This window comes from Sebaldella termitidis ATCC 33386, assembly GCF_000024405.1.
Taxonomy (GTDB): domain Bacteria; phylum Fusobacteriota; class Fusobacteriia; order Fusobacteriales; family Leptotrichiaceae; genus Sebaldella; species Sebaldella termitidis.
Genome location: NC_013517.1, coordinates 4,113,503 through 4,140,334, shown reverse-complemented (window position 1 = coordinate 4,140,334; position 26,832 = coordinate 4,113,503). Strand labels below are relative to the sequence as shown.

Annotated in this window: 23 protein-coding genes; 20 read left to right on the top strand and 3 right to left on the bottom strand. The window is 32.5% G+C overall.

What is annotated here, in order from left to right:
* The first annotated feature begins 2 nt into the window (after positions 1-2).
* The 18 genes from STERM_RS19320 (at position 3) to STERM_RS19235 (ending at position 21,868) form a co-directional block, all read left to right on the top strand.
* Positions 3-599, top strand: a complete 597-nt coding sequence (locus STERM_RS19320) for a hypothetical protein (RefSeq protein ID WP_012860736.1) — start codon at positions 3-5, stop codon at positions 597-599.
* Positions 600-1,889, top strand: coding sequence for a hypothetical protein (locus STERM_RS19315; RefSeq protein WP_012860737.1), 1,290 nt, complete (start codon positions 600-602; stop codon positions 1,887-1,889). It abuts the gene before it with no gap.
* 12 nt (positions 1,890-1,901) lie between these two features.
* Complete coding sequence (locus STERM_RS19310; protein ID WP_012863301.1) at positions 1,902-2,363, top strand: BppU family phage baseplate upper protein; 462 nt, start codon at positions 1,902-1,904, stop codon at positions 2,361-2,363.
* A gap of 14 nt (positions 2,364-2,377) precedes the next feature.
* Complete coding sequence (locus tag STERM_RS21460; protein WP_012863300.1) at positions 2,378-2,815, top strand: hypothetical protein; 438 nt, start codon at positions 2,378-2,380, stop codon at positions 2,813-2,815.
* 10 nt (positions 2,816-2,825) lie between these two features.
* Positions 2,826-4,034 carry a hypothetical protein gene (locus STERM_RS19300; protein WP_012863299.1) on the top strand — a complete coding sequence of 403 codons (1,209 nt, stop codon included), beginning with the start codon at positions 2,826-2,828 and terminating at the stop codon, positions 4,032-4,034.
* 10 nt (positions 4,035-4,044) lie between these two features.
* Positions 4,045-4,791 (top strand): N-acetylmuramoyl-L-alanine amidase family protein, encoded by a 747-nt coding sequence (locus STERM_RS19295; protein WP_012863298.1) that lies wholly within the window; start codon positions 4,045-4,047, stop codon positions 4,789-4,791.
* A 77-nt stretch (positions 4,792-4,868) separates the two neighbouring features.
* A complete protein-coding gene (locus STERM_RS19290; protein WP_012863297.1) occupies positions 4,869-5,372 on the top strand; it encodes a hypothetical protein in 504 nt (167 codons plus the stop codon).
* A gap of 13 nt (positions 5,373-5,385) precedes the next feature.
* Positions 5,386-5,802 carry a phage holin family protein gene (locus STERM_RS19285; protein ID WP_012863296.1) on the top strand — a complete coding sequence of 139 codons (417 nt, stop codon included), beginning with the start codon at positions 5,386-5,388 and terminating at the stop codon, positions 5,800-5,802.
* A gap of 75 nt (positions 5,803-5,877) precedes the next feature.
* Positions 5,878-6,183 carry a 7(1) septoil knot domain-containing protein gene (locus tag STERM_RS19280; RefSeq protein WP_012863295.1) on the top strand — a complete coding sequence of 102 codons (306 nt, stop codon included), beginning with the start codon at positions 5,878-5,880 and terminating at the stop codon, positions 6,181-6,183.
* A gap of 17 nt (positions 6,184-6,200) precedes the next feature.
* On the top strand, positions 6,201-6,383 hold the full coding sequence (locus STERM_RS19275) for a hypothetical protein (protein WP_012863294.1): 183 nt from the start codon (positions 6,201-6,203) through the stop codon (positions 6,381-6,383).
* Between the two features lie 763 nt (positions 6,384-7,146).
* On the top strand, positions 7,147-14,775 hold the full coding sequence (locus STERM_RS19270) for a hemagglutinin repeat-containing protein (RefSeq protein WP_012863293.1): 7,629 nt from the start codon (positions 7,147-7,149) through the stop codon (positions 14,773-14,775).
* 8 nt (positions 14,776-14,783) lie between these two features.
* Complete coding sequence (locus STERM_RS19265; protein ID WP_012863292.1) at positions 14,784-15,479, top strand: hypothetical protein; 696 nt, start codon at positions 14,784-14,786, stop codon at positions 15,477-15,479.
* A 326-nt stretch (positions 15,480-15,805) separates the two neighbouring features.
* Positions 15,806-16,291 (top strand): nuclease, encoded by a 486-nt coding sequence (locus tag STERM_RS19260; protein ID WP_012863291.1) that lies wholly within the window; start codon positions 15,806-15,808, stop codon positions 16,289-16,291.
* 197 nt (positions 16,292-16,488) lie between these two features.
* Entirely contained in the window at positions 16,489-17,169 is a 681-nt protein-coding gene (locus STERM_RS19255) for an ankyrin repeat domain-containing protein (RefSeq protein ID WP_012863290.1), read from the top strand.
* Positions 17,170-17,309: 140 nt separating this feature from the next.
* Positions 17,310-18,518, top strand: a complete 1,209-nt coding sequence (locus tag STERM_RS19250; protein WP_012863289.1) for an FprA family A-type flavoprotein — start codon at positions 17,310-17,312, stop codon at positions 18,516-18,518.
* Positions 18,519-18,541: 23 nt separating this feature from the next.
* Positions 18,542-20,248 carry a phosphoenolpyruvate--protein phosphotransferase gene (gene ptsP / locus STERM_RS19245; protein ID WP_012863288.1) on the top strand — a complete coding sequence of 569 codons (1,707 nt, stop codon included), beginning with the start codon at positions 18,542-18,544 and terminating at the stop codon, positions 20,246-20,248.
* A 169-nt stretch (positions 20,249-20,417) separates the two neighbouring features.
* Positions 20,418-20,969 carry a DJ-1 family glyoxalase III gene (locus tag STERM_RS19240; RefSeq protein ID WP_012863287.1) on the top strand — a complete coding sequence of 184 codons (552 nt, stop codon included), beginning with the start codon at positions 20,418-20,420 and terminating at the stop codon, positions 20,967-20,969.
* 164 nt (positions 20,970-21,133) lie between these two features.
* Positions 21,134-21,868 (top strand): GntR family transcriptional regulator, encoded by a 735-nt coding sequence (locus tag STERM_RS19235; RefSeq protein WP_012863286.1) that lies wholly within the window; start codon positions 21,134-21,136, stop codon positions 21,866-21,868.
* A 78-nt stretch (positions 21,869-21,946) separates the two neighbouring features.
* Here STERM_RS19235 and STERM_RS19230 read toward each other — a convergent pair whose 3' ends face one another.
* From STERM_RS19230 to STERM_RS19220, 3 genes are all read right to left on the bottom strand, one after another.
* Complete coding sequence (locus STERM_RS19230) at positions 21,947-22,669, bottom strand: glucosamine-6-phosphate deaminase (RefSeq protein WP_012863285.1); 723 nt, start codon at positions 22,667-22,669, stop codon at positions 21,947-21,949.
* Between the two features lie 85 nt (positions 22,670-22,754).
* Positions 22,755-24,065 (bottom strand): 6-phospho-beta-glucosidase, encoded by a 1,311-nt coding sequence (locus STERM_RS19225; protein ID WP_012863284.1) that lies wholly within the window; start codon positions 24,063-24,065, stop codon positions 22,755-22,757.
* Between the two features lie 21 nt (positions 24,066-24,086).
* A complete protein-coding gene (locus tag STERM_RS19220; protein WP_012863283.1) occupies positions 24,087-25,349 on the bottom strand; it encodes a PTS sugar transporter subunit IIC in 1,263 nt (420 codons plus the stop codon).
* A 281-nt stretch (positions 25,350-25,630) separates the two neighbouring features.
* On the opposite strand from STERM_RS19220, the gene STERM_RS19215 reads away from it, so the two are divergent.
* Together STERM_RS19215 and STERM_RS19210 are read left to right on the top strand one after the other, a co-directional pair.
* On the top strand, positions 25,631-26,464 hold the full coding sequence (locus STERM_RS19215) for a sulfite exporter TauE/SafE family protein (protein ID WP_012863282.1): 834 nt from the start codon (positions 25,631-25,633) through the stop codon (positions 26,462-26,464).
* Between the two features lies 1 nt (position 26,465).
* Positions 26,466-26,831, top strand: a complete 366-nt coding sequence (locus tag STERM_RS19210; RefSeq protein WP_012863281.1) for a DUF1634 domain-containing protein — start codon at positions 26,466-26,468, stop codon at positions 26,829-26,831.
* Position 26,832: the final 1 nt, after the last annotated feature.

Here is a 26,832-nt window from a genome sequence, read left to right as displayed (position 1 = left end):
CTATGGGTGATTGGATTGCATTTAGACAAATGAAAAAGTTTGTGGAAGGAACTATACAAAGTGGAACAGTCTTAGATTTAAGAAGTCTTACGGGAGGAGTTCCATGGGAAAATGAACAGATATTTTTAGATATGTACTCTTACTTACCTGACTTCACCAAAACGCGATATTATGCTGAAGCAATTCCTCTTGGCGATAATAAATATCAGATTATCTGCCGGCTTGTAGGATATGATTACAGTAATGCAATAAGGCTTCCAGATATGAATGTGGATCCTAATGCGGAATGGATAACAATCTATTCAGGTCAGTTTTACGGGGTTAATTATACTTATAATAATGCAGGAACTTTAGGTGTAGAAGGACATAGAGCTTATGCAAACGGTAATTTGTTTGTAGAGCATGCTGGAAGTAGAGTGGAAAAGATTGCAGGGTACACAGCAAGTTATTTTAACCCGACACAACAAAACGGGGCAGTAGTTATTCAGCAGTTTGGGAGAAGTTACGGAGGAACACTTTCAAATATAACAATTTTTACAACTCCTGCAGAAATAAAAGATTTGTTAGTTAACTTTGTGGCAATGGAAGGAGATTTTTAAATGAGTATAAAGGATGACATAAATAAAGGCTTTACAGTAGGAGATGTAACAACAGCTAACTATGACAGCGAAGCTAAAATAAAAGTAAAAGAATACTATGAGCTTGATAAGCTTGAGAGAAGTAAGCTTCTGGAATTAGCAGGGCAGGTAGATATAGAGCTTGCTAAAAGAGATATAAAAATAGAGGAACTGGAAGAAAAAATAGATAACAGTAGTGGCGGAAATACAGGGGGCGGAATGTATACTTATTATCCACCTAAAGAGATGGGATATTATGTATTATATAAGAAAGTAATACCAAAATCTGAAATTGATGAAAAATGTCTGTTAACACTGGATAAATATAATGCTTTATCAGGTTATGAGAAATTTAACGTAGATTCTTCACTTGAAGAACTAGGTTTTGAACTACCTGTGACATTAGAAAAAGTAAAAGCATATATTACAGGAAAACCAACAGGATATGGTGCTAAAAATTTAATGTATATATGCATGCTGTTTTCAGAATGTATAGAATTATCTACAAATTTAAATATAGAATATTACAAAACGGATTTTAAAAGCAGCTATATAACAGAGACAATGGAGTACTACAAATTGTTCTTACCAAAACTTACAGTATTTATAGGAGAAAATAAAGAATTGATAATATCAGAACGTGAGGCTATGGGGAAGTGGAGCAGAATAGATGGAAACAGAACACCTATGTATAATACCTCAGCTTGTCCCATGATGGTCAGATATAATTTCAATGAAACTGGAGATTGTGAGATATCAGTAGTTTGTAATGCCGACTATAGTTCGAATTATGTTCTTAGAGCGAATGTTGAAGCAGAGCTTATAGGTTCGCAGACATATTCATTTAGATATTTGATACCAATTACAGATTTTAATGTCACAATCATATTCCATAATTCAGTATTATCATATATACCTGTAAATCTTGATTACTATCTATCAGATATTGAAGTTGACAAGATACGATTATTGAGTTTTAAAAACTCGGTGGGTAATCAGGTGAATGAGGTAAATATTCAGTTTATGGTACTTGAAGATATTACTATAACTGCAGACAGTTACTCAGATAAAAGAATAAAAGTATTAAAAAATTTGAATTTCAGAAATATTGAAGGGAAAAAAGAAATAATTTTGATATCCGGTTCGGAAACAGTAAAAGCAGAACTGACATACTCGGAATTAACAATAATAGTGCCTAAAGGCGAAACAATAACATTGAAGAAAAATAATAGTTATGTCTACAAAGGTTCAGTAATAAATACTTTGCAGTAGGAAGGAGAGGAAATGAGAAAAGAATATTCAGTTGATTTAGAATTATTTGACAATATAAAGCATACAAATATTTTGTATGTTCAGGGAGATAGTGAAGTATATCCATTAACAATTAATTTGCGAAAGCATGGTATGCCGTTCGATTTGACAGGGAAAACAGCAACATTGACAGTAACAAAGATGTCAGGGGCTGTGGTGGTGGGAGAATGTGAGATAAAAGATATAGACGGTGTATTAGTATATAATTTTAAGGGAAATGAGATAACTGAGGGAGGGAAAGTAAGTGTATTAGTACAAGTTTATGAGGGAAATAAGAGGCTTACCTTTCAGGAATTTGTATTCCATGTAAAATCAACAAAGGATTTAAACGAATCTATAAAGGCAACAGATGAATTTAATGTTCTCACAGATTTAATTGATAGTGTAGAGAATATAGGGGATTGGAAAGACTATAAAATAGAATTAGAAGATTAGAGAGGATGATTATAATGGCAGTAAAAAAAGGAACTTTAAAAAGAAAAAACGGTGCAGGAACTTATGATGAGATAAATTTAAAGACAACAGCGGAACAGGTAAAAATGACAGATGGAACAACAGTACAGGCTTTTCTTGACAGTCTGCCGTCAGGTGGTGGAGCAGGGGCAAAAGTAGTAGCAGATATTACAGCAAGGGATGCATTAACACCAACAGAAGGTTTAATTGCTTATGTAGTAGATGCTACAGGAGATAGCACGGTAAAATCAGGCGGAGCTTCTTACATTTATGACGGAAGTAACTGGATAAAGATATCTGAATTTGAGAGTATGGACATGATAATTGATTGGACAGATATTCAGAATAAACCTAATATTGTTGACATCAAAGTATCGGCAACAGAGCCTGTGGGGCAAAAAGAAGGAGACATCTGGATAGAAGAAACTGTGTAGGGTGGTTGATATGGCAAATGTGAAATTAAAAAAGAAGAAGGGTGATGGCGGATATGAACAGCTATATCCACATACACTTGCAAAAAATGTAGTAACAGGAACAGGAAATGTAGATACAGACATAATCATGCTGAGACAAAGAATAGTAAATTTAGAATATAATAAAACTCCTATAGTGATTTCAGTAGAAAGTAGATCATCGGATGGTTCCACTCATGCTTATGAAGCTTTAGGTATAAATGCATGGCATTTTCAAAATACAGAAGCCAATTTGAAGATAGTATTTAATGAAACAAATCGGGGCGGAAATATAGTGATAGATGCTACCGATGATATGGGAATGACTATGAACTACCCCATTTTAGCAGGACTTTATGATAGGAAATTTGAAGACGGAGAAATAAAGCCGGGAAAAATATATGACCTTGTATATTATAACTACCAATTTTATTTAATGGGTAGTGAAAAAGCTGCTGACTCAAGCAATTCAGAAGATAATGATTATCTCAACTGGGTAATAGATTGTGAGGAGCTGTCAACAGAAGAAATAAATACAAAGTTTATGGAAGCAATAAAATCAAAAAAGAAGGTAAAAGTATATAACTTTATATTCCCAACAACACCAAATATAGATATGGGAAATGGCTTTTTAAAGTTTGAGCACTTCGAAGATGAACTTCAAACAGTAAAAGTAGAGTATACACGTGATGAATTAAGTCCTACAATGCCAACAGGAGCAGTAAGATATGTAAACCTCTTAAATTGGAATGAAGATACAGAAGAATACTACGAAGTAGAAAAAATACCTTTTTTAAATTATCAACAGTGGAAAATAACAGGAGGATATGTAAGATTTAACGAGAAACAGGTAACCGAGAGTGTATCAGGCTCAATGATAAATAAGTACCTGAAAACATCAGATTTTGATTCAGATATAATACCTTCAGTATTTAAAGAAATAGTATTGAATATAATGATAAAAGCCACAAACGGAGTATCAGGAACTACAGAAACTACACACAGACAGTTCATAATAAAAAGACCAGAGACTTATGATATGTATGAATATATAAATTATTTGAAAAATGGCAGGGTAGAAATAATGTTATCAGGCTTTTTTACACCGTATAATTTCATTTTGTACAGAATAACAAATACAGGAAATCTTGTAACAGGAAATGTAACATTATCAATAAAACCAGTAGGTTATTTTTATTAAGGAGGAAAACATGGAACATAGATATAAAGACCCGAAAGAATTAATAGGGGTAGAATTTGAGGAATTAGGGAACACTTATAAAATAACCGGAATAGGAGAAATAACAGAGGAATTCATGACACTGTTTACAGAAAAAGTAAAAGAGGAAATAATTAATTGGAATGGAAAAGTACTTATTGATGTAGGTCACGGTGGAACCAAAACTACATCAAGTGGCAAAAAATACAGAGATTACGGGGCTGTAAATGAGAAGTCAAAGGTAGATGAATTTACATGGAATCATGACTTTGTTATGAGGTATTTAATTCCAGAATTAAATGCATCTGGAATAGCAAATAAAGTAGTTTTAAGAAGCACAAATATAACAAAACTTGTTACTGATCTAAATAAAGAAGCTGGAAAAGATGATATTATCCTATCTTTTCACCTAAACAGTGATATAAAAGCTTCTGGAACAGAGACATTGTACTGGCATACAAGTGAAAAAGGCAAAAAGCTTGCAGGACTAATTCAAAAAGGATTGGTAGGAGTTTTAGGGTTACCAGACAGGGGAATCAAAATAAGAAGAAAACCTTTAGATAATGCTGATTCATTGAATCAAAGAGGGTGGACAATGTTTAAAGATACCAAAGTTCCGTTTGTAATGTTAGAAAGTTTCTTTATTACAAATGACGAGGATCTCAAAAGAGGAAATGAAAAAAAGGCAGAGTTAGCAAAAGCTGTGGTATCAGCAATAAAAGAATATATAAAGGGCTAGAAATATTGATAATAAAGGGTGTCCTTAAAATGACGATTAAGGCCGTCCTTTAAAACTAAGAGAAAGAGGTATAAAAAATGAAAATATATATAATATCATCAATAGTACTGATAATAGCAGGAGTGGGAATTTATTTTCTGTATAAGAAAAAGAAGTTAAAAGATATCACAGAATATTTAGTAAAAGCCTTGGACATTTATGGTAAGAATCTGCTTAATAAGATAAAACTGGCAGTATTACTAAATACATTAAGAGCCTGGGCAATAGGAAATACAAAAAATAAAGTCTGGAAATTTATTCTGGAATTATTATGGCCGGAAATAGATATTATTGAAGTATCAAAAGAAGTAATGATTACGAATAATAAGGACAGTGTAATAAATAGTATACCAGATATAATAGTATCAAAAACAGTTGATAATATACTGAATAATACAAAATATACAGACAATACCTTCAGTACAAGTACAAACCTGAAAATTACCGAAAAGGATCGGGGATATCTTGAAGCATATTTGGAAGGGCAAATAAATAAACTGGAAGAAGCCAGAGTAGGAATAAAAGCAGGAGTGAAGTGGTAGGAAGGAGCAGGAGATGAATAAATTGGATTTAACAATAATAACAACAGGAACATTAGCAATATTCACATATCTGTTTGGAACATTTGATATATTAATACAGGGAGCTTTTATGTTTATTGTATTGGATTTTACAACTGGACTGATAAAAGCATGGCATAATGGTGAAGTGAGCAGTACGAAGAGCAGGAAAGGTCTGGTAAAGAAGACAATGTTTTTATCAATGATATTAATAGGTCATTGGCTGGATAAAGCAAGTTTGATACCGGATAATACAGGAATGAGCTTTAGAACACTGGTGTTGGTGTTTATAGTAGCAAATGAAGGAATATCAATACTGGAAAATATATCAGAAATGGGAGTACCGATACCCGGATTTTTGAGAAAAGTATTTGAGAGATTGGATAATGAAAAAGATGAGGAACCTGATTAATTTCAGGTTTCTTTTTTATCTTCACATAAATGTCACAATTATAGTATAAAATGTAAAAAAATGTTAGGAGGTATTATGAAAAGAGTTTTCATATTCTTATTATTTGGAGCAGTAATTTTTTCAGGAAACATTGGTAGTGATTGCACACTAAATGGAAAAAGATTATATGGAAAAGTAAGAGTTGTATCATCTATGGCAGATTTTAAAGTAGAGGTAGTTAGTAGTGGTGCGGATCTTAAGGTTGAACAAGTAAAAATGTTTTCTGATTCTTGCGGTAAATGGGAGTTTGTAGATATGTTATCAGATTTTACAGTTGAATTTGTAAATGTAAATTCTGACTTTAAAATTGAATTTGTTAATATGTTTCCTGGCGTTCAATAAAAATATTAGGAGGTATTATGAAAAAAATCATTTTTTCATTATTTTTAATTTTCAATATAATAAACTATTCAGGTTATTATTCAGCAACAGTTACTGCTGCAGAAGCAGGGAAGCAACTTGCTCGATTACTAGAATACAAGTATGTAATTGATCATATTGTTGTTGTTGGAAATTCTGTAGTCATTGTTTATCATAACTGAAAAGAGCTGTAAAGGCTCTTTTTTTATTTATAATAAATTAAACCTATGCTATAATAATTTATAAAATATTTTATAGGGAGGTTGAAGAAAGAGCTGCGACTGATCTGAAAAAATTTAATTATAAAAAACAAGATGTTGTGTTTTGATAACTTGGATATAATAAAACGACCTTATGTGGGAAAATAAAGGTCGTCCTCAAGGGTTTTACTCATTTTTTTTATTTGTTACCTATCTGCACTATGATTTTACCTCATAAATTAAAAAAGTCAATAGGTACTTAGTTATCAAGAATAAGAGTATTCAAACAATATAATAACAGGATTCTAAGTATCGTTAAGTATACTATTATTACTAGAGTGAATAATTGTACAATTTAAAGAGCTGTAAAGGCTCTTTTTTTATTTGTAATAAATTAAAGTTATGCTATAATAATTATAAATATTTCATATGAAAATTTGAAAATAATAAATGGTAAAAAGTATAGATTATAAATTTCTGGAGTTTTGGAAGTGATGAGAAATCTGTATTATAAAATTATAATAAATTAAAAGAGGCACAGAAATATGTCTTTTTTATATATTGATATTCACATAAATTTCACATTGATGTAATAAACTATTGACATAAAACAAAGGAAATTATATAATGATTCAAAGAAAAATAAAAGGAAAATCAATATTGAAATAGTAGTAGAAATATAGGTAAAACTGTAATTAAATTAGTATTTTTGAATATTGTTTTTTTTATACTTAAGGAGGAGAAGATGAAAGAAAGGAACTGGAAGAAGGTCGTAAGAAGGAATCTATCAGTAGGAATATTGTTGGGAATGTTTTTAAATAACTTAACATTTGCAAATGAATTAATAAAAACAAGGAACGGCTCAACAAGAGTAATAACAGCACCTAACGGGACACCAATGATTGAACTGGCGAATCCGGGAAATTCAGGCGTGTCAGTAAATGATTTTGACAGACTAAGTGTAGATGAGAAAAACCTGATATTAAATAATATATCATCCAAAGAAGGAATTGGATATAGAAGTGAACTTGGAGGAATAATAGCTCCAAATGAAAATTACACAGGAAATCCTGCGAGAGCAATTCTGTTAAGAGTCCATAAAGATCCGTCAGTAATAAACGGTTTTATAGAAGCAGCAAGTACGGGAAAAGTAGATATGTTTTTCAGTAATCCTAATGGAATATACTTAAATGGTGGTTTAGTAGGAAGATTTGGGAATGTAACATTTACAACAGGTCATGTAAGTGATGATTTGATGACAATAATGGTTCGTGATGGAAGAATAGAAATAGGATCAGGCTTTAATGGTAATGCGGCAGAAAATTTAAGTTTACTTGCCAAAAGTATTCAGATAAATGGACAGTTGAATGGAAATGACTTAACATTAATAGGCGGACAATATGACTATAATACAGGAACAAAAGAAGTAGTAAAGCAGGGAGATAATCCGGGAGAAGTATTAATATCCTCATCAGTAGTAGGTAGTATCTATGGTCGAAACATCTATTTAAAGGCAGTTGGTTCAGATATAGGTGTTAAGGGCGATATGGTAAGCCAAAAAGTTTTGAAAATCAATGCTGATGGAAGCTTGGTCTTATCAAAAATCCAAGGAACTGAAAGTGTAGATATAAAGGCAAAGAATTTTACACAGGAAGGTTCAACTTACACAGAAGGAAAATTAACAGTAGAAGCAGATAATACAACATTAAAAGGAAGTGGAACACAGGCACAGGAAATAGAGGTATCAGGTAATTTAAATAATGAAAGTAATCTTTATTCAAAGGGCAATGTAACAATAGGTGGAGACACACAAAATAAGGGTCAGCTAATATCAGAAGGAAATTTAGAAGTAAAAGGTAATCTGGAATCAGATTCATTAGTGTATGGAAAGAATTCTGTAAAAGTAGGGAAAGACTTAACTAATAAATCGGATTTACAAAGCGAGAACGGGATTGCTGTAGAGGGTAATGTAATAAATACCGGAAAAGTTATATCTGATAAGGATTTAACTATAAAAGGAAATGCAAATAATGCGGGAACACTTTATGGAAAAGATAGAGTTACAATAGATAAAAATCTAACAAATACAGGAAGTGTTCAAACAACAGGAGATTTAACAGCTAAAGATACTGTCAATACAGGAAAGTTAACTGCAGAAGGTAATGTTAATGTAGAGGATTTAGATAATAATGGGGAAATTGTAACCAATAAAAAATTGACTACAAAAAATCTAACAAATAAAAGTACAGGGAAGGTATCAGCAGTAGACGGAATAAGTACAGTTGGAAATGCAGTGAACCATGGACAAATAAATACAAATGGTAGTTTTGTGATATCTTCTAATCTTGAAAACTATAATGTAATTAATGTAGGAGGATTAGTAAATACAAAAGACTTAACAAATACAGGAGTATTAAAAGTATCAGATAAAATAGTGTCAAAAGGCTTTAGTTTTAGTAATACTGGAGAAATAGTAACAGTAAATTTAGATGTGGATAGTACAAATATTATAAATACAAATAAAATAACAGTAGTAGAGACAACAAAATTAAAAGGAAGCAGCAATATAAATAATCAAGGAACAATAGCTTCAAAAAATATAGAGATAACAACACCGGTATTAACAAACAGCGGTCAGATATTAGCAGAAGAAGTGATAACAGCTAATAATACAAGTTTAACAAATACAGGAAAGCTGGCATCAAATGGCAGTATAAACTTAAATAATACATCAATAGTAAATAGAAGTTCAATAGAATCAGCAACAATAAATTTACAAAATATATTTTCTTATGATAATAATACAGGAATAATAAGAGGAAATAACATAACATTAACATCTTTAGGGAATTTACTTCTTGAAGGTAGAATACAGGGAATAAATAATTTGTTAATATCAGGATTTGATATAACAAACAATGGAAATATAATAAGCTCAGGGTTGTTAAGATTATCAGGGAATAATATAACGAATAACTTAACAATATCAGCAAGTACTGTGGAATTACTGGCAACAGGAAATATACTGAATAATTCCATGATAGAAGGAGAAAGAGGAAAGTTATCAGGAAATAATATAACAAATAAGGATTTGGTAATATTTCTTGATAAGCTTGATATAGAAGGAACAAAGCTTGTAAATAAAGATGCATCAGTATACAGTGATAATGAGATGAATATAAAAACAGGAGATGTAGATAATACAGGCGGAGAAATAGTAGGGCAGAGTACCCTTAATATAACAGGCTTTAATTTACTGGATAATACAAAGGGGATAATAGACAGCAGAGGAAATATACTGTTAAGCGGAAATAAACTTTTAAACGGTGGGGAAGTATCAGGACAATATAGATTATACTGGATAACTTGGGATGGACAGTATATTTATGATGATGTATGGAGAGAACTTGATGATGCATATGCCCAAACGGGAAACAGCAGTTTAATAACAGGACTGGATGATTGGAAAATAGGGATAGCAAAGTCTAATATAAATGGTGGAATAAACAGGGAAAAAGAATTTACAAAAATAAAAGATTCAACAGATTATGATTTATATTATGGATATATGTCAGGAAACCTTACAGCTTCAAATGCAACATATGAAACACAGGTATTAAAAGGTTATGTAGATACAAGCAGACTTGTGACAGAAGGCGGAAGAATATTATCAGGAGGAAATCTGACACTTGATGTAAAAGAAATAGAAAATAGAAATTCAAAAATAAGTTCAGGTGGAACATTAAGAATAACAAATAAAGTAGAAAAAATAGAGAATGTAACAGATGTAGCCACAATAAAAGTATATGACGGAACTGAAAGACTGTCATTATGGCAGACAATGTGGACAAATGGGAGTGGAAATACAATATATGGTGATGCAATAGGAGTAAGAAGAGACCTTGAAAGTACATCAAGAGATTACAATATAGCAGACAGTGTATCAGTAATAGAAGGAAATAATGTAATAATAGAAGGAACACCAACAATAAACAACGGATATGATTACAGTAAAATAGGAACAGGAATTGTAATAGATCCAAGTACAATAACATCAAAAGATGTTGATGTAGATTTATATTACGATCCTGTAACAGTACATGTAGACAGAACAGCAGTAATAGATATAATAACAACAGGAACAATACCGTTTAACCCAGGAGTATTTACAAGTTCACAAAGTAAGTTATTTGCAGAAAGTAAAGACCCAACATCAAAGTATTTAATGGAAACAAGAAGTCAGTATATAGATTTATCAAGATTTTTTGGGAGTGATTATTTTTTAAGTAAAATAGGGTATAATGAATCAAAAGACTGGAATATGGCGAGAAGATTAGGGGATGCCTATTATGAAACGAAATATATGAATAATCTTCTTTTAGAAACACTGGGAACAAGATTTATAAACGGAAAAGCAGATACAGAGTTAATGAAAGAGATGCTTGATAATGCAGTGGCAACAAGCGGAGATTTACAATTAACAATAGGAGTGGCTTTAACAGGAGCCCAGATAGCAGCATTGAAGAGTGATATAATCTGGTATGTGGAACAGGAAGTAAACGGGGAAAAGGTACTGGTACCACAGGTATATTTAAGTCAGGCAACATTGGAGAATATAAAGAGTCCAACGACAACAATATCAGCACAGGAGACATTGGCAATAAACAGTAGTACACTTGTGAATCAGGGAAGATTAAGTGGTAATACAGTATATGTAAATACAGATAATCTGATAAATAAAAGTGTAGGAGCATTAACAGCAGAGATAACAGGAATGAATATACAAATAGATGCAAAAAATGATATACTGAATATAGGAGCAGTAATATCAGCCAAAGAAGACCTGATGTTAACAGCAGGGGGAACTATAAGTAATATAACGACTGGTGTAGAAACAACAGAACATGACAGGCTTGAAGGAAAAGAAAGAACCAGAATATATGATGATATTCAGAATGTAGGAGTAATAAGTTCTGGAAATATTACATATATTGAAGCAGATAATTACGTTTCAAGAGGAGCAGTGACAGAATCAGGAGGAACAACATATATAGAGGCTAATGATGTTAATATAAATACAATAGCTTTGAAAGATTATGAGAGAACAGAAGAAAATCATGGATATGATTTATACAGAACAACAGAGAAGTTAGGCTCAGAAGTAACAGGATTAAATAATGTAATAATAAATGCTTCAAATGATATAAACATAAAGGGAAGTACAGTAGCATCAGACGGTACAGTTCAGTTAACAGCAGAAAATAACATAAATATAGAGAATGATAAAAATACTATGTATACAGAATCAAAGAGAGAAAAGAACGGGACATTTTCAAGTTATTACAAACTGGAAACAAACTATCAGGAAGAAGCAGTAGCAAGTACAATAATAGGAAATAATATAATACTGGATTCAGGAAACGATGTAAATATAAAAGCATCAAATGTAATAGCAGTAAAGAATGATAATATTCAGAGTAGTGGCGGTAATATAATAGTAACAGCAGGAAATGACATAAACATAACAACAGATGATATGAATAATGAATATTATCTGAAAGAGAAGAGTAGTGGGTTTAGTTCAAGTTTTTCAATGAGTGGTGGCGGAGTATCAGCAGGAGTGAGTTATAGCAGCAACAGTCTTGAAAATACAAGAAATACTACAACAGTGGCTACTTCAAGTATAGTTTCTGAAGGAAGTACATTACTATCAGCAGGAAATAAAGTGAGAACAGAAGCAATGCAGGCTAATGTTGGGGAAGATATGATTATCAGAGGAGTAAACGGAGTAGAATTACTTGATGCACAGGAAGTATATAATGAAAAAGTAAAACAGGAAAGTAAAAGTGTAGGAATCACAGCGAGTTTAGGTTCAACAATAACAAGCTTTATAAGTTCAGCAGATGAAAAGTCACAAAATAATGGGAAATATGGATTTGGGAATAGATCAGAGCTTATAAATACATATGGTGACGGACTGGATTTATATAGAGAAGGAGTAAAGGCAGGAGCGGACTTATCTCAGTTAGTAGTAGACGGAATGAAAGGAAGTTATGGTTCATTAGGCGGATATGGAGTAACAGCAAATGTAACAGTAAGTGCAAATAAAAGTAAATATGAATCAAACACGAGTGGAACAAATTCAGTAGCAGGAAATATAAATGTAGGAGGAAATCTAGTAATATCATCAGAAGGAGATGTAAAACTTGTAAATCAAAAAGTAAATGTTGGAGAAAATATTATAGTAGATGCCAAAAGCTTTGAAGCATCAGCTGGAAAAAACACTTATAATAATACAACAGATTCAAGTTCACAGGGAATGTCCGCTGGATATGACTTTACAGGAGGGACGGTAACAGGAGGAATAAACGGAAGTAAAGGAAACAGTAATTCATCATCAGTTTATTATGATAATACAATAATAAATGCAGGAGGAACATTTCAGTTAACAACAAAAGAAGATGCAACATTTAAAGGAGCCAATGTAACTGCAGACAAAATAGACTTTGAAATAGGTGGAAATCTAAATGTAATTTCATTACAGGATGAATACAAATTAGATGGAAGTAATAAAAGTGGAGGCTTGAATTATGGTCATACAGAACAAAGCGATGGTAAAGGTTATAATTCAGTATCAGGAAGTGCAAGTTATGGAGAAAGTAGTGGAGATAGTAAGTGGGTAAATAATCAGACGAGTATAATAGCAGAAAACGGAGGAAATATAAAGGTTGGAGAAACTTTAACTAATGTAGGAGCTATTATAGGAAGTATAAATGAAAGTATGAGAATAGAAGCAAAAGAAGTAATAGTAGAGAATTTAAAAGATCATGATAATGGAGAAAATTACAATGTAGGTCTAAGTGGAGTAGACAGAAAAAATACCGTACCACAGACAGAGTTACAATATGGAAGTCATGATAAGGAACAGGATACAAATGCAACTTTTGTTAATACAGTGATAGTAGAAAATGGACGGGAGATAAATCTTGAAGAAAGAGGAATAAATACAGACATAAATAAGGCACAGGTAATAACAAAAGATGATGTGGTTGAGCAGATAGATACAGTTCTTCATACAGATTTATTGAATAAAGAAAAACAAAAAGATTTACTGAATGATTTAAATACTATTGGAGAAAATTCAGAAATAATAGTAGATTCAATAGGAACGAAATTGAATAATAATAAAAATGGAGATCCTAATGCTGGAATGGGAGATTTAGAAAAACAGTCTTTAGCAAATATAACAAAAGCGGTAGAGGAAGTAGTGAAAAACAAAGATAATCTAGTGTTATCAGAAGCAGATAGAGAAAATAAGGAAAAGTTAAAAGAAACGATAAAAGATAAATATGCAGATTATGGAGTAACAGATGTTGTTATAATAAAAGATGGAGAATTATTGATGGGAGAAGATGGGGAAATGCATTCAGTAAATGGGGCATTTTCAAGAGATGGAATTGTTTATATAACAGAAAGTACAGCAAATGGTTCTTTAAAAGATTTAAATAGAGTAGTAGGAGAAGAAGTAGGAGAAATATATGCTCAAAATAATGGACTTGAAAATTGGAATAACAAAGGACAACAAATAGGAGAAATCTTTGGAGAAAAAATATCAGAGGGACTTGGTGATTCAAAATCAAAAAATAATTTAAGTTCAGATGATATAGATTTAAGTGGGGTAATTATAGCAGGTACTCAGAGAAAGACAGAGCCCGGAGTTTGGTTAGTTATAGATGGAGATTCTTCTAAACCAATATCAGATTTGATTGTTCTGGGTCTCAGAGCCAATGCTGCAAAAAATGGATATAAAAATGCTACTGACAATATTTTATATTATTTATCAGGTCAAGGTGGAACAAAAGAGGTTCCGATGGATTGGTATTTAAATTCTAAAGTCGGAAAACAAGCAATTACTGATATAAAATGGGGAATTTTTGATATAATTGATTATAATGATCTTTCATCTTTAAAAATAGGTCAAAATACAACAATTTTTGATTATGCAGGGGGTGAAAAAGCAGCAGAAATTTATCCAGATCCAAAAATAGACGGAGATCTCTTTTATTCTATGGGTCCTCATAATATTGATTACAGTAGAAGTGTTAATATAAGAAAAATAGGAGAAAATAAGTATGAATTAAAATCTCAAGTAGACTATACAATAAGAGATAACTATGACTGGCATGATGGGAAATCAATACAGGAATATGGCATAAAAATTGAAGATAAATTTATGAAAGGGTACGAGGAAAAAAATTATGGGGCAAAAGAATTTAAGATGAGGGGGTATTATAGCGTTGAATTTACTGCGATTTTTGAAATGAAAAATGGAATTCCGGTTACAACTACAAATTATACTAGAGAAAAAAGATAGGAGGCATTTTGAAAAAGTTTTTGCTTTTGTTTGTGTTATTAACAATATTTTTAACTCAAACAATAATATGTTTAAAATTAAACTTAAAATATAGGGATGAAAGAAGAAAAGTTGAAGAAATTAAAGAAATTTTTTTGGAATATAATTATATAATTTATTTAAAATACGAACCAACTCTATTTGATATATCAAATAGAGGAGGATACGAGAAAGTAAGCACATTAAATAACTTATTATATGAAAATGAGGCAATTGAAAATATTATGATTTCTTCTAAAAAATTAAAAAATAAAAAGAAAATAATAGAAAATAATATTTTTTGTGAAATTAAAGAATATGACAGAAAAAATAAATATGAATGTTTAGAATTATTTTCTAAAATTACACTTGAGCATTTAACAAAACTAAAAAAAATAACATTGAAAGATAACGAAAAAGAAATAATTTATCATGGAAAATCAAAGAAATTATGGGTTCTCAAAATATCAAGTGACTATTATTATGAACTAGAAATATCTAAAACTCTAAACGGTAAATTAAATCAATGGTATTCACTTAATTTGCCAGATAAGGTATATGGGAAATTAACGATTAAAGAATATGAAAATATATTAAAAATAAAAAGCTCAAATTATAATATTGAAAATTATCAGGAAATAGAATTTTTGAAAAAAATAATTCCATTTATAGAATTTTCCATATAAGAGATTGGATTAATATGTAATAAATATTAGAAATGCTGATTTAATATCAGCATTTTTTAATAAATAAAGAATAAAAATTTTCAAGCTCTAAAAATATCTTATTTTCAACATCATCTTCAAATTTTTCCATAATTTCAATGGTAGTCCTAGGCATAAATTTACTTAGATCATATCCAAAATAGGTTTCTGAATAGGAGGTACATAAAAAAAGATCCGATACAGTGTGAAAATTAAAGGAAATATTCTGCAAACTTTTGTAGTGATAACGCGAAGAGTGAAATGCAGTTTAATTTATGGTATAATGTAAAAAAAATGGAGGAGGTTTTATGAAAAGTATTTTCTTTTTTCTTCTTTTTAGCTCATATTTTTCTTGCTCATTATTGAATGATCCTGATTTTTATATGAGAAAAGCATTTGAAACAACTAGGGAAACCCAGTTAGAAGATAAATTGTATTGTGACAGAAACGATAAGTATATGATTTATTATTATAAAGATAGTAAGTATCTTCAAATAGGATTAGTAGATAAGTTACAGAAAAAAGAAAATTATGGAGATGTAATAAAAAGACTTCAAGAAGACTCAGCAATAATATATGATGTTTTCAAACAAAAAATAATAGTGTCAAATCGTGCTAATAATTTTAATGGAGTTGAGTTTCGACATTATTTAGATATAGATGATACAGTTTTCATGTTGAATAAATTAGTTGTAGATCCTGATGGGGAAGTCCAAATGCTGATAAATAGTCAGCTACGTGAACTATTTAATAATTCAAATACATTTTATTATACTGATGATATAAAATATTAATAAAAAAGTCAGGAGATTTAATAAACTCTTGACTTTTTACTATAAAAATATGGAATTATATCACTCAATTGGTAAGATATACATGTGGTATACAAAAATCGTGTTAAAGATTTATTTCACTTGATTGTAGATATTATGTTTGAAAATATAAACAATTGATGATATAATTTAAGAAGCATAGTCTGGAGTGTGTTTTAATGAAAAAAATCTTAATATGGTTGTTATTATTCAATATTATTGTATTTTCAGAAGAAATAGACCTGTTAAAACAGATGGATGACAGTAAATACGAAGAAAATGCAGTTAATTTTTTTTTGGACACCATTCGTAAAAAAAATAATTTGTTAGTTATAAATATTCTGGATGTAGAGAAAAACAGGCAGCAAAGACAGCAGAATGCTGTAGAGGGAGCTTACGGGCCGGTAATAGAACGAAGACAGATGAGAGTTCAGCTTACAGTTAATTCCCGTAACAGACAAGGGTATACACCTATAATAGTTGCTATAGAATCCGGGAATAACGAAATGTTATCAGAGCTTTTGAAAAGAGGGGCAAGCGTATATGAAAAGCATCCCGTTTTTGGGCGTCTGGCATTACATACAGCATGTTATTACGGAAATACAGAGGCAGTGAAAATACTGCTTGAGCATAATAAAAATATTGTAAATTATCAAAGTGACAATGACGGCTGGACACCTCTTGATGATGCAGTTCTGAAGGGTCATATCCAGATAGTAAAAATATTGCTTGAATATGGAGCGGATCCCAGAGTTCCTAATTTTAAGGATGAAACTCCTATAGATATGGCAACAAAATTCGGAAAAGGTGAAATAGTAAAATTATTGAGAGATCAGGATAAAAAACTGCATTGGAATTAGTATTTTGTCGTTCACAGTCATTAGTTATTTTAAATAAAAATACCGGATTTGATACTATTTTTTTTCAAAATGCCGGTATCTAAAAAATCTTGTGATTAAAAGTTCAAATAATGCGCTATAGTTTAAGGAGGAAAACAAAAATGTTACACTGCGTACAAAAAGTTAGTGAAAAAATATACTGGGTCGGGGGTAACGACAGAAGATTAGAACGTTTTGAGAATATGTTCCCAGTACCAAAAGGAGTATCATATAATTCATACCTGATTCTTGATGAAAAGACGGCTTTGATAGATACTGTTGATTCAGCTATAAGAGATCAGTTTTTAGATAATATCAGATATGTTCTGGACGGGAGAAATCTTGACTATCTGATAATAAATCATATGGAGCCCGATCATTGCGGCAACATAGAAGAACTGTTAAAAATTTATCCTGATATGAAAATAGTAGGAAATGCAAAAACTTTTCAGTTTTTTGAACAGTTTTATGATACAAGAAAACCTGAAAATTATCATAAAATAGCAGAAGGAGAAAGCCTTTCTCTGGGGGAACATACGCTTAATTTTTATATGATGCCGATGGTACACTGGCCGGAAGTAATGGCAACATATGAATCAAGTCAGAAAATATTATTTTCCGCAGATGCTTTTGGTACATTCGGGGCAATAAACGGTAATCTGTTCAGTGATCAGACAGATTTTGAAGGTTATTATTTATCTGAAGCCAGAAGATACTATGCAAATATAGTAGGGAAATACGGTATGCAGGTACAAAACGCCATAAAAAAGCTTACAAAAAATGAGATAAAAATGATATGTCCGCTTCACGGACCGTCATGGAGAACTAACCTTGACTACTTTCTTGATAAGTATGACAAGTGGAGTTCTTATACTCCAGAGAAAAACGGAGTAGTATTATTTTATGCATCGATGTACGGAAACACTGAAAATGTAGTAAATGCAGTGGCTAACAAGCTTGCTGAAAAGGGTGTTGAAGATATGAGGGTTTTTGATGTTTCAAAGACACATCCTTCATATATTATTGCCGAAGTATGGAAATACAGCCACATGGTAGTGGCATCACCATCTTATAACAGCGGACTGTATCATGTAATGGATGCTTTGCTGCATGAATTGACAGCTTTGAATATACAGAAGAGAAAAGTCGGTATAATAGGAAATTACACATGGGCTTCAAGTGCAATAAAGGTAATTACCGAACATGTATCTAAAATGAAAGATACAGAAATAATAGGGGATCCTTTGGAGGTAAATTCATCAATGAAAGAACAGGAAGAAGAAAAACTAAATCAATTTGTGGATGCAATTTATAATTCATTAAATAATTAAAATTTTTATCAAAGGAGAGAAGTATGAAAGAATTTAAAGGAATTGGAGCTTCAGAAGGGATTTCTATCGGGAAGGTTATGTTATTCATCGAAGAAGAAATGAACATACCTCAGGAAAAAATATCAGAGGTACAGGTAGGAACAGAAATTGAAAAGTTGTTAGATGCACAGAAAAAATCTAAGTTACAGTTGATTTCTATCAGAGACAAAGTTAAGGAAAAAATGGGAGAAGATAAGGCTGCTATTTTTGACGGGCATATTATGCTTCTTGAAGATGATGATCTTATGGATGAGGTTAAGGATAAAATAAAAGCTGAAAAAATGGCTGCTTCAAGAGCTCTTGACGAAGGTGTCAATGAATACTGCGAAATGATTTCACAGCTTGACGACCCTTATTTGAGAGAGAGAGAAGCAGATTTGAAAGATGTCGGAAAAAGATGGCTTAAAAATATACTTGGTATAAGAATGAAGGATCTTAGTAATCTTGATCCTGAAACAGTAGTAGTAGCTTATGATCTTACACCATCTGACACAGCACAGCTTGACCTTAAAAATGCAGTAGGATTCATCACTGAAATAGGAGGGAAAACATCACACTCTGCTATTATGGCAAGATCTTTGGAATTACCGGCAGTAGTAGGTGTAAAAGATGCGCTAAAAGAAATGGCTGACGGAGCTTCGATAGTAATGAACGGTGAAGTAGGAGAAATAATTATAGAACCTGATGCAGAAATTTTAAAAGATTATACAGAAAAAAGAGAAGCCTACCTGAAAGAAAAAGAAGAACTAAAAAAATTAATAGATGAAGAGGCTGTGACAGCAGACGGACACAAAGTAGAATTATGGGGGAATATAGGAAGTCCGGAAGATATAGACGCAGTTCTTGAAGCAGGAGCAACAGGAGTAGGATTATACAGAACAGAATTCTTATTTATGAATTCAGATCATCTGCCTACAGAAGAAGAACAGTATAAAGCATACAGAGTAGTTGCTGAAAAGCTTCAGGGGAAACCTGTAACTATAAGAACAATGGATATAGGAGGAGATAAAGAGCTTCCGTATATGGATCTTCCAAAAGAATTAAATCCGTTTCTTGGATGGAGAGCAATAAGAATTTCCCTTGTAAAACAAGATATATTCAAAACTCAGCTAAGAGCAATATTAAGAGCAAGTGCTTATGGTCAGGTAAAAATCATGTATCCAATGGTAACTTCAATAAATGAAGTAAGAAAAGCAAATGAAATACTTGATGAATGTAAAAGAGAACTTGATGAAATAGGTAAAAAGTATGATAAAGATATCAAAGTAGGAATCATGGTGGAAACTCCTTCAGTTGCTATTATTTCTTATAAATTTGCAAAAGAAGTAGATTTCTTCTCAATAGGAACTAATGATTTGACACAGTATTTCCTTGCAGTAGACAGAGGAAACGAACTGGTTGCTTCATTATATGATTCATTTAACCCTGCTGTATTAGAAGCAATACAAAAGGTAATAGATGCAGGACATGACAGAAATATATCTGTTAGTATGTGCGGAGAATTCGCAGGAGACAGAAGAGCAACAGAATTATTGCTTGGAATGGGACTTGACGCTTTCAGTATGAGTGCATCATCAGTATTGCAGGTTAAGAAAAAAATCAGAAACAGCAGTTATGAAAAAGCACAAAAGTACAGAGATGAAATTTTGGCTCTGAACACACCGGAAGAAGTTTTGGAAAATTTAAGATAATTATATAAAGGAAAAACTGTCTGTATTCAGACAGTTTTTTCATTATAAATAGATTTTAAAATAGAGAAAAAACACTGTCTGTTGTTATTTTTTTATTTTAGTGTTATATTAAAAACAGAGAATTTATATATAAATATTATTTATAAAATAAAAAGATGAGGTGAAGAATATGAAAGTTGCAGAATTTATAGTAGAGGGATTTGAACAGATAGAAGCTGTGACACCGGTGGATCTCCTGAGACGTGCGGGAATAACAGTGGATACCGTCTCTGTGTTTGATGAGAAAAAAGTGAAAAGCAGCCACGGTGTAGTAATTGAAACTGATAAAAATATGAAAGATATTAATTTTGATGATTATGAGATGCTGATACTTCCAGGAGGACCGGGAACAGGAAATTATGAAAAGTCGGATTTTTTAATGGAAGGATTACAAAATTTCGGTAAAAATGAAAAAAAATATATAGCTGCTATTTGTGCTGCTCCGGGAGTTCTGGCACGCCTTGGTATGCTTAAAAATAAAAAAGCAGTTTCTTTTCCAAGTGTAGAATCAGACCTTGAAAAAAACGGAGCAGTTTTGTTAAGGGAAAATGTAATAACAGACGGAAATATAACTACCTCAAGAGGAGCGGGAACAGCTGTGGATTTCTCTTTGAGGCTGATAGAAGTACTGAAAGGAAAAGAGGAAGCAGAAAGAATTGCGGAACAAATAGTTTATAAATAAAAAAAGAACAGACATACTATAATTAGGTATGTCTGTTTATTTTTTCCTGAAAATTAATCTTTAAAAATCATGTGTTATATAGTATAATTATCTTAACTACAGGAAAAACAAGCTGAATAGCATAAAACTATCTTTTGAAAATAAAAAAACAGAATGGATAATTTATGGAGAAAAAACACAAATATCTGGAAATAAAAGAAGAAATAAAAAATGATATATTAAATAAAAAATATGAAGTGGGTGAAAAAATACCCTCTGAGAGGGAACTTGCCTCTTTTTACAGTGTGACAAGAGTGACTGTCCAAAAAGCTATGAACAGTCTTGAGCAGGAAGGCTTTATAGAGAGAGTTCACGGTAAAGGTATGTTTGTACTGAAAAATACTGAGGGAAACATATATATTTTTAATAATGAAAAAAGTGACAGTGTTCTCGGTTTTTCGAGAGAGTTTAAAAATAAAGTGAAAATCAGCAGTGAGCTTATAGAATTTGAAATAATAAAGGCCGGAAAAGAACTGGCAAAGCTTCTTGAAATAAATGTGTGTGATAAGGTTTATTTTATAAGAAGGGTAAGACTCATAAATAATATGCCGGTTACAGTGGAGGATACCAATATTCCCGTAGGCATTATTAATGAAATTCCCAAAGAGGTATTAATAAAGGGCTCTCTTTATGAATATATAGAAAAAATCACAGGGAAAAAAATAAAGGATTCTGATACTATAATTGAGGCATCATTGTTTACTGACGAACTGGCAAAGCTTTTGAAAATAAAGGCGGGGCTTCCTATGCTGAAAATGACTGAGGTTACAAGGCTTGAAGATAAAACAGTGTTTAACTACTCATACAGCTATAACAGGGGTGATGTATTTAAAGTAAAGAATATGAAAATAGAAAAATAAAAAGGCACCGAATTTTTAAAGTGCCTTTTTAATTTAGAAGGGTTTAAGCATATATATTGAAATGTATATTTGAAAAAGCTACAGTAATTTTCCTGCTGCTTCATCAATAAAGAAATAAACTTTTTGTGCATCTTTTACCATAGTAGAAGGAATTTCCGGAGTTTTTTCCGAATGAACTGTTTTATAAACAATATCAGCCTTTCTTTCAGAATCAGCCATTAAAATAATAGTATCAGCTTCAAGTATTGTTTTCATTCCCAAAGATAATCCCTGCTTTACATCAAGTGCAGTATCAAAATATTTTACGGAAACCTCTTTTGTAATAGGATCCAGATCTACAATGTGACAGTAAGTATCTGCAGGGACATTAGGTTCATTAAAGCCGATATGCCCGTTCATACCGATACCAAGAACAATGAGATCAAGGTTACCATTATCAGATATAAAAGAATCTACTCTTCTGCATTCCTCATTCAGATCTTTTGCCAGTCCGTCAAAAAAGCATACCTGTTCTTTTGGAACAGGAATAAGATCATAGAAATTATTATACAGCATTTCCTGACAGCTTCCCTTTACATCTCTTCCCAATCCTACCCATTCATCAAGACCTACAAATCTGCATTTACTAAGGTCAACTTTGTTTTCATTTACAGCTTCCACCAGATATTTCAAAAGCCCGAGAGGGGTATCCCCGCCGGCGAAACAGATCAGACTGTCAGGCTTTTTACCTACATAATCAATTACAAAATCTCCCACGGCTTTAGACAGCTCATCATAGTCCTTTTTTGTTATAAGTTCCATATTTTTATCTCCTTGTATAATAAATATTTAGGTTATTATGGGAAACCTATGACCCTTTAGCATTTATTTTATCTCCGCTTACAGTTTATTTAAAATATTGAGGCAGGTATTTTTTATTAACCTCAAGAAGCTCATTTAGTATACTTTCTGCTACATTTGCAGACGGAACAAGAGGATTAATGCTCAGGGCAAGGAGAGCCGTATCATAGCTGCCTGTTACAGCAGCTTCCACTGTAAGCTCTTCGTATGCTTTCACACTCTGGATAAGTCCCCTTATTTTTACAGGCAGTTTTCCATATGTGACAGGATGTGCACCATCCTTATCTATTACCGCATTTGTTTCAATTACCACATTATCGGGAAGATCAGAAGTGGTACCGTTATTAAGAGTGTTTACCACATGTATTTCTTTTTTATTATTATAAATAGAGCTTATTATAGAGCATGCTGTTTCAGAGTAATATGCTCCTCCGCGTTTTTCCAATTCTTTAGGTTTGGTGTCCAGATTTTTATCTTTATAAAGCTCAAATAGATTATGTTCTATTGCCTTTGTCTGTTCACCTCTTGTACCTTTTTCAGCTTCGTCTTTTTTTGCAATTTCAACCATTTCTCTGTTCAGGAAAAAATATTTCAGATATGAAATAGGATACATATGCAGTGCTTCTGTGAATTTAGCGGAAAAGCCTATATCCGGAATATTTTTCAAACTGTTATCCGCTTTTCCGGCAGATAATTTTTTTATAAAATCATCAGTAATATCTTCGCCTTTTAGAAATATTTTATCTGCAAAAATCAGATGATTCAGCCCGATTATTCTGGTGTAGATGTCGTCTTTTTGTACATCATAAGCTTTTGCAATATCCATAAGCATGCTGTTTGCACCGCTGCAAATACCTATAGTTTTTATACTGCTGTATTTTTTTATTGCTTCTGTTACTATACCTGCAGGATTGGTAAAATTAATAAGCCATGCATCGGGACAAAGTCTCTTCATATCTTCGCATATATCTAAAAGAACAGGAATAGTTCTCTGGGCTTTCATAAATCCGCCGGGTCCTGTAGTTTCCTGACCAAGCACATTATATTTTAAAGGGATTTTTTCATCATTGATTCTGGCATCAAGAAGTCCCACTCTTAACTGAGTTGTCACAAAATCCGCATCTTTCAGGGCTTCTTCTCTGTCCAGAGTAAGATGAATATTTATGGGAACTCCGGCTTTTTTGACCATTCTTCTGGCAAATTCGCCAACAATCTCAAGCTTTTCTTTCCCTTCCTCGATATCAAGCAGATAGTAATCAGTAACCGGCAGTTCGTCATATCTTCTGATAAATCCTTCTATTAATTCAGGAGTATAACTGGAACCTCCGCCGATAGTAGTAATTTTTAGTCCTTTCATTTTTTATCACCTCATAAAGTATTATATTTCGCTGTTTAAAACAGGTTCTAAATTTTCCCGGCTTTCTGCTTCTTCTTTTTCAAGCTGCTTTTTCTCCGCCATTTTGAAAAAAGGCAGAAAAACAAAAACAGAAATTACAATAGTACATACAGACCATATGACTGCAGGTATATTCCCGCCGGTTACAAAGTATGCTGCAAATATGGGCGGCATTGTCCACGGTATCTGAAGTACGGGACGTCCTATTATATTAAAGTACATCAGGGCATACGTAAGGGTACACAGTATCATAGGCGTAATAGTAAACGGTATCATCATGATAGGGTTAAATACTATAGGAAAGCCAAAGATAACAGGCTCGTTTATACAGAAAATGGCAGATGGCAATGACAGCTCTCCCACGGATTTGTACAGCTTGCTTTTGGAACGCAGCATGGAAATAACAAGACCGAGTGTTGCTCCGGTTCCACCGAGACACATAAAGACAATGTAAAATCCGTCAGCAGTTATATGCGGTATAGGCTGGTGATTCAGATATGCCTGTGTATTTTCTGCAATATATTTCAGGAAAATCGGACTTGTAATACCGGAAAGCACATTATCCCCGTGGATTCCGCAGCACCAGAGTATAGAAATAAGAAATATAAGTATAAGCATACCAGGCAGTGTACCAAGTCCCATTACCAGAGGACTTAAAAGCCATGTGAAAAATGCATTTATATCAAAATTCAGAAGAACTCTGATAAACCATATTAATACAATAGCAACCGCTGCAGGAACAAGGCCGGCAAATGACTGAGCCACTGCAGGCGGAACTCCCTCAGGCAGTTTTATCACAATATTTCTTGAAATAAAGAATTTTATTATATGTACAGTAATTATAGATAATATGATAGCCGAAAACAGACCTGCAGCTCCCAGATTATCTACATTCAGAGTATATTCCTGATCTAACTGTGCAAGAAGAAAGACTACCATAGTAATGGCAGAACATGTTATGGCATCGAGCTTATACTGTTTTGCCAGATTATAACTGATACCTATAGCCGATATTATACCAATAGCACCAAAAGTAACTGCTACAGGGGCGCTGAGTTTATCAGCAAACGGTCCTAAAAAGTCTGACCATCCCGGAATAGGCAGATTGGCCAGAATAAGAAACAGACTTCCTGAAATAGTAAATGGAAGTGTAAGTGTTATTCCGTTTCTTACAGCAACTAAAATTTTGTTCTCTCCAATTTTGATCAGAATTGGAACTAGTTTGTTTTCAATAAATTTGATCATATTTTTCCTCCATAATAAATAAGGTAAAGGTTTAAAATCGTAGCTACTTATTGTACAAACCTAACTGGTATATACCAGTTAATGTAAGTATACCATATTTTTTTTTAAAGTCAATAAGCAAAAAAAACTTTATTATGAAGTACTTGAAATTTCAGCGGTTTGATATAATATTCCAAATTATATATAGTGAAGGAAAGAGAAAAATCTTCTATGTGGTTTTAAGATAATTATGTTATACTTTTATATAGGGTGTTACAGAAAAATAGAAGGCGAGGAGAAGATTGGAAATATACAGTCTGCAAATATTTTTAGTATCCGTCATAGCAGGAGTACTGGGTTCTATACTTGGTCTGGGCGGGGGAATAATTATAATTCCCGCACTGACGCTTATGTTTCAGGTGGATATAAAGCATGCAATAGGAGCCAGTATAATAGCCGTCATAGCAACTTCAAGCGGAGCAGCAGTGGCATATATAAAAGATAAGGTAACAAATATAAGAATAGGAATGTTTCTTGAGATTGCGACAACTGTGGGAGCTATTACAGGAGCCTTTATAGGCGGTTTTCTGAATCCAAAATATCTGTTTATGATATTCAGTATTCTGATGTTTTACTCCACATTTATGATGATAAAAAAAGCAGGAGCCGAGCTTCCTCAAAATGTAATTCAGGATCCTCTGGCAGATAAGCTGAATCTTCACGGAGAATACTACGACAAAGCTTTGAAGGAAAATGTTAAATATAATGTCAGCGGTGTAAAGAGCGGCTTTGGCGTAATGTATGTGGCAGGTATAATGTCAGGACTTCTTGGGATAGGAAGCGGTTCATTTAAGGTTATGGCAATGGATGTATTTATGAAACTTCCAATGAAGGTTTCCAGCAGTACGAGTAATTTTATGATAGGGGTTACTGCAGCAGCAAGTGCAGGCGTCTATCTTGAACGGGGAGATATAAGACCGGAAATAGCAGGACCTGTGGCTTTGGGTGTACTTGTAGGTGCCACGCTAGGTGCGAAAATTATGCAGCATCTGAAAAGTAAAACAATAAGAATGATATTTATTCCGGTCTTGCTCTATGTAGCAATACAGATGTTCATGAAAGGAATAGGTGGATAAAATGAGAGAAGACGAAAAAGAACTGCATGAAGTAGAACTTGCCATAAGTAAGGCTCTCAGAATAGGAGTAATAATAAGCGGGGCAGTCACATTTGCCGGTCTTGTGATGTATTTTAGCACTGGAGACAGCGGATATCCCGGAGCATCATATCCTGCCACTTTTACGGAAATCATAAAAGGGCTTCTGGCTCTAAAGCCGTATGGGGTTATTATGACAGGACTTATTATACTTATAGCTACGCCGATTTTCCGTGTAGGAATATCAATAGTAATATTTCTTGTGGAAAAAGACTATCTGTATGTGAAAATAACGTTGCTTGTATTTGTAATACTGATGCTGAGCCTCTTGATGGGAAAAGCAGGATAAA

Excerpts from the sequence above, each read along its gene's own strand:
- STERM_RS19310 (WP_012863301.1), top strand. The coding sequence starts at position 1,902 with ATGAGAAAAGAATATTCAGTTGATTTAGAATTATTTGACAATATAAAG.
- STERM_RS19235 (WP_012863286.1), top strand. The coding sequence starts at position 21,134 with ATGGAGAAAAAACACAAATATCTGGAAATAAAAGAAGAAATAAAAAAT.
- STERM_RS19300 (WP_012863299.1), top strand. The coding sequence starts at position 2,826 with ATGGCAAATGTGAAATTAAAAAAGAAGAAGGGTGATGGCGGATATGAA.
- STERM_RS19255 (WP_012863290.1), top strand. The coding sequence starts at position 16,489 with ATGAAAAAAATCTTAATATGGTTGTTATTATTCAATATTATTGTATTT.
- STERM_RS19285 (WP_012863296.1), top strand. The coding sequence starts at position 5,386 with ATGAATAAATTGGATTTAACAATAATAACAACAGGAACATTAGCAATA.
- STERM_RS21460 (WP_012863300.1), top strand. The coding sequence starts at position 2,378 with ATGGCAGTAAAAAAAGGAACTTTAAAAAGAAAAAACGGTGCAGGAACT.
- STERM_RS19230 (WP_012863285.1), bottom strand. The coding sequence starts at position 22,669 with ATGGAACTTATAACAAAAAAGGACTATGATGAGCTGTCTAAAGCCGTG.
- ptsP (WP_012863288.1), top strand. The coding sequence starts at position 18,542 with ATGAAAGAATTTAAAGGAATTGGAGCTTCAGAAGGGATTTCTATCGGG.
- STERM_RS19295 (WP_012863298.1), top strand. The coding sequence starts at position 4,045 with ATGGAACATAGATATAAAGACCCGAAAGAATTAATAGGGGTAGAATTT.
- STERM_RS19270 (WP_012863293.1), top strand. The coding sequence starts at position 7,147 with ATGAAAGAAAGGAACTGGAAGAAGGTCGTAAGAAGGAATCTATCAGTA.
- STERM_RS19240 (WP_012863287.1), top strand. The coding sequence starts at position 20,418 with ATGAAAGTTGCAGAATTTATAGTAGAGGGATTTGAACAGATAGAAGCT.
- STERM_RS19220 (WP_012863283.1), bottom strand. The coding sequence starts at position 25,349 with ATGATCAAATTTATTGAAAACAAACTAGTTCCAATTCTGATCAAAATT.
- STERM_RS19275 (WP_012863294.1), top strand. The coding sequence starts at position 6,201 with ATGAAAAAAATCATTTTTTCATTATTTTTAATTTTCAATATAATAAAC.
- STERM_RS19250 (WP_012863289.1), top strand. The coding sequence starts at position 17,310 with ATGTTACACTGCGTACAAAAAGTTAGTGAAAAAATATACTGGGTCGGG.
- STERM_RS19290 (WP_012863297.1), top strand. The coding sequence starts at position 4,869 with ATGAAAATATATATAATATCATCAATAGTACTGATAATAGCAGGAGTG.
- STERM_RS19320 (WP_012860736.1), top strand. The coding sequence starts at position 3 with ATGGGTGATTGGATTGCATTTAGACAAATGAAAAAGTTTGTGGAAGGA.
- STERM_RS19280 (WP_012863295.1), top strand. The coding sequence starts at position 5,878 with ATGAAAAGAGTTTTCATATTCTTATTATTTGGAGCAGTAATTTTTTCA.
- STERM_RS19315 (WP_012860737.1), top strand. The coding sequence starts at position 600 with ATGAGTATAAAGGATGACATAAATAAAGGCTTTACAGTAGGAGATGTA.
- STERM_RS19225 (WP_012863284.1), bottom strand. The coding sequence starts at position 24,065 with ATGAAAGGACTAAAAATTACTACTATCGGCGGAGGTTCCAGTTATACT.
- STERM_RS19260 (WP_012863291.1), top strand. The coding sequence starts at position 15,806 with ATGAAAAGTATTTTCTTTTTTCTTCTTTTTAGCTCATATTTTTCTTGC.
- STERM_RS19210 (WP_012863281.1), top strand. The coding sequence starts at position 26,466 with ATGAGAGAAGACGAAAAAGAACTGCATGAAGTAGAACTTGCCATAAGT.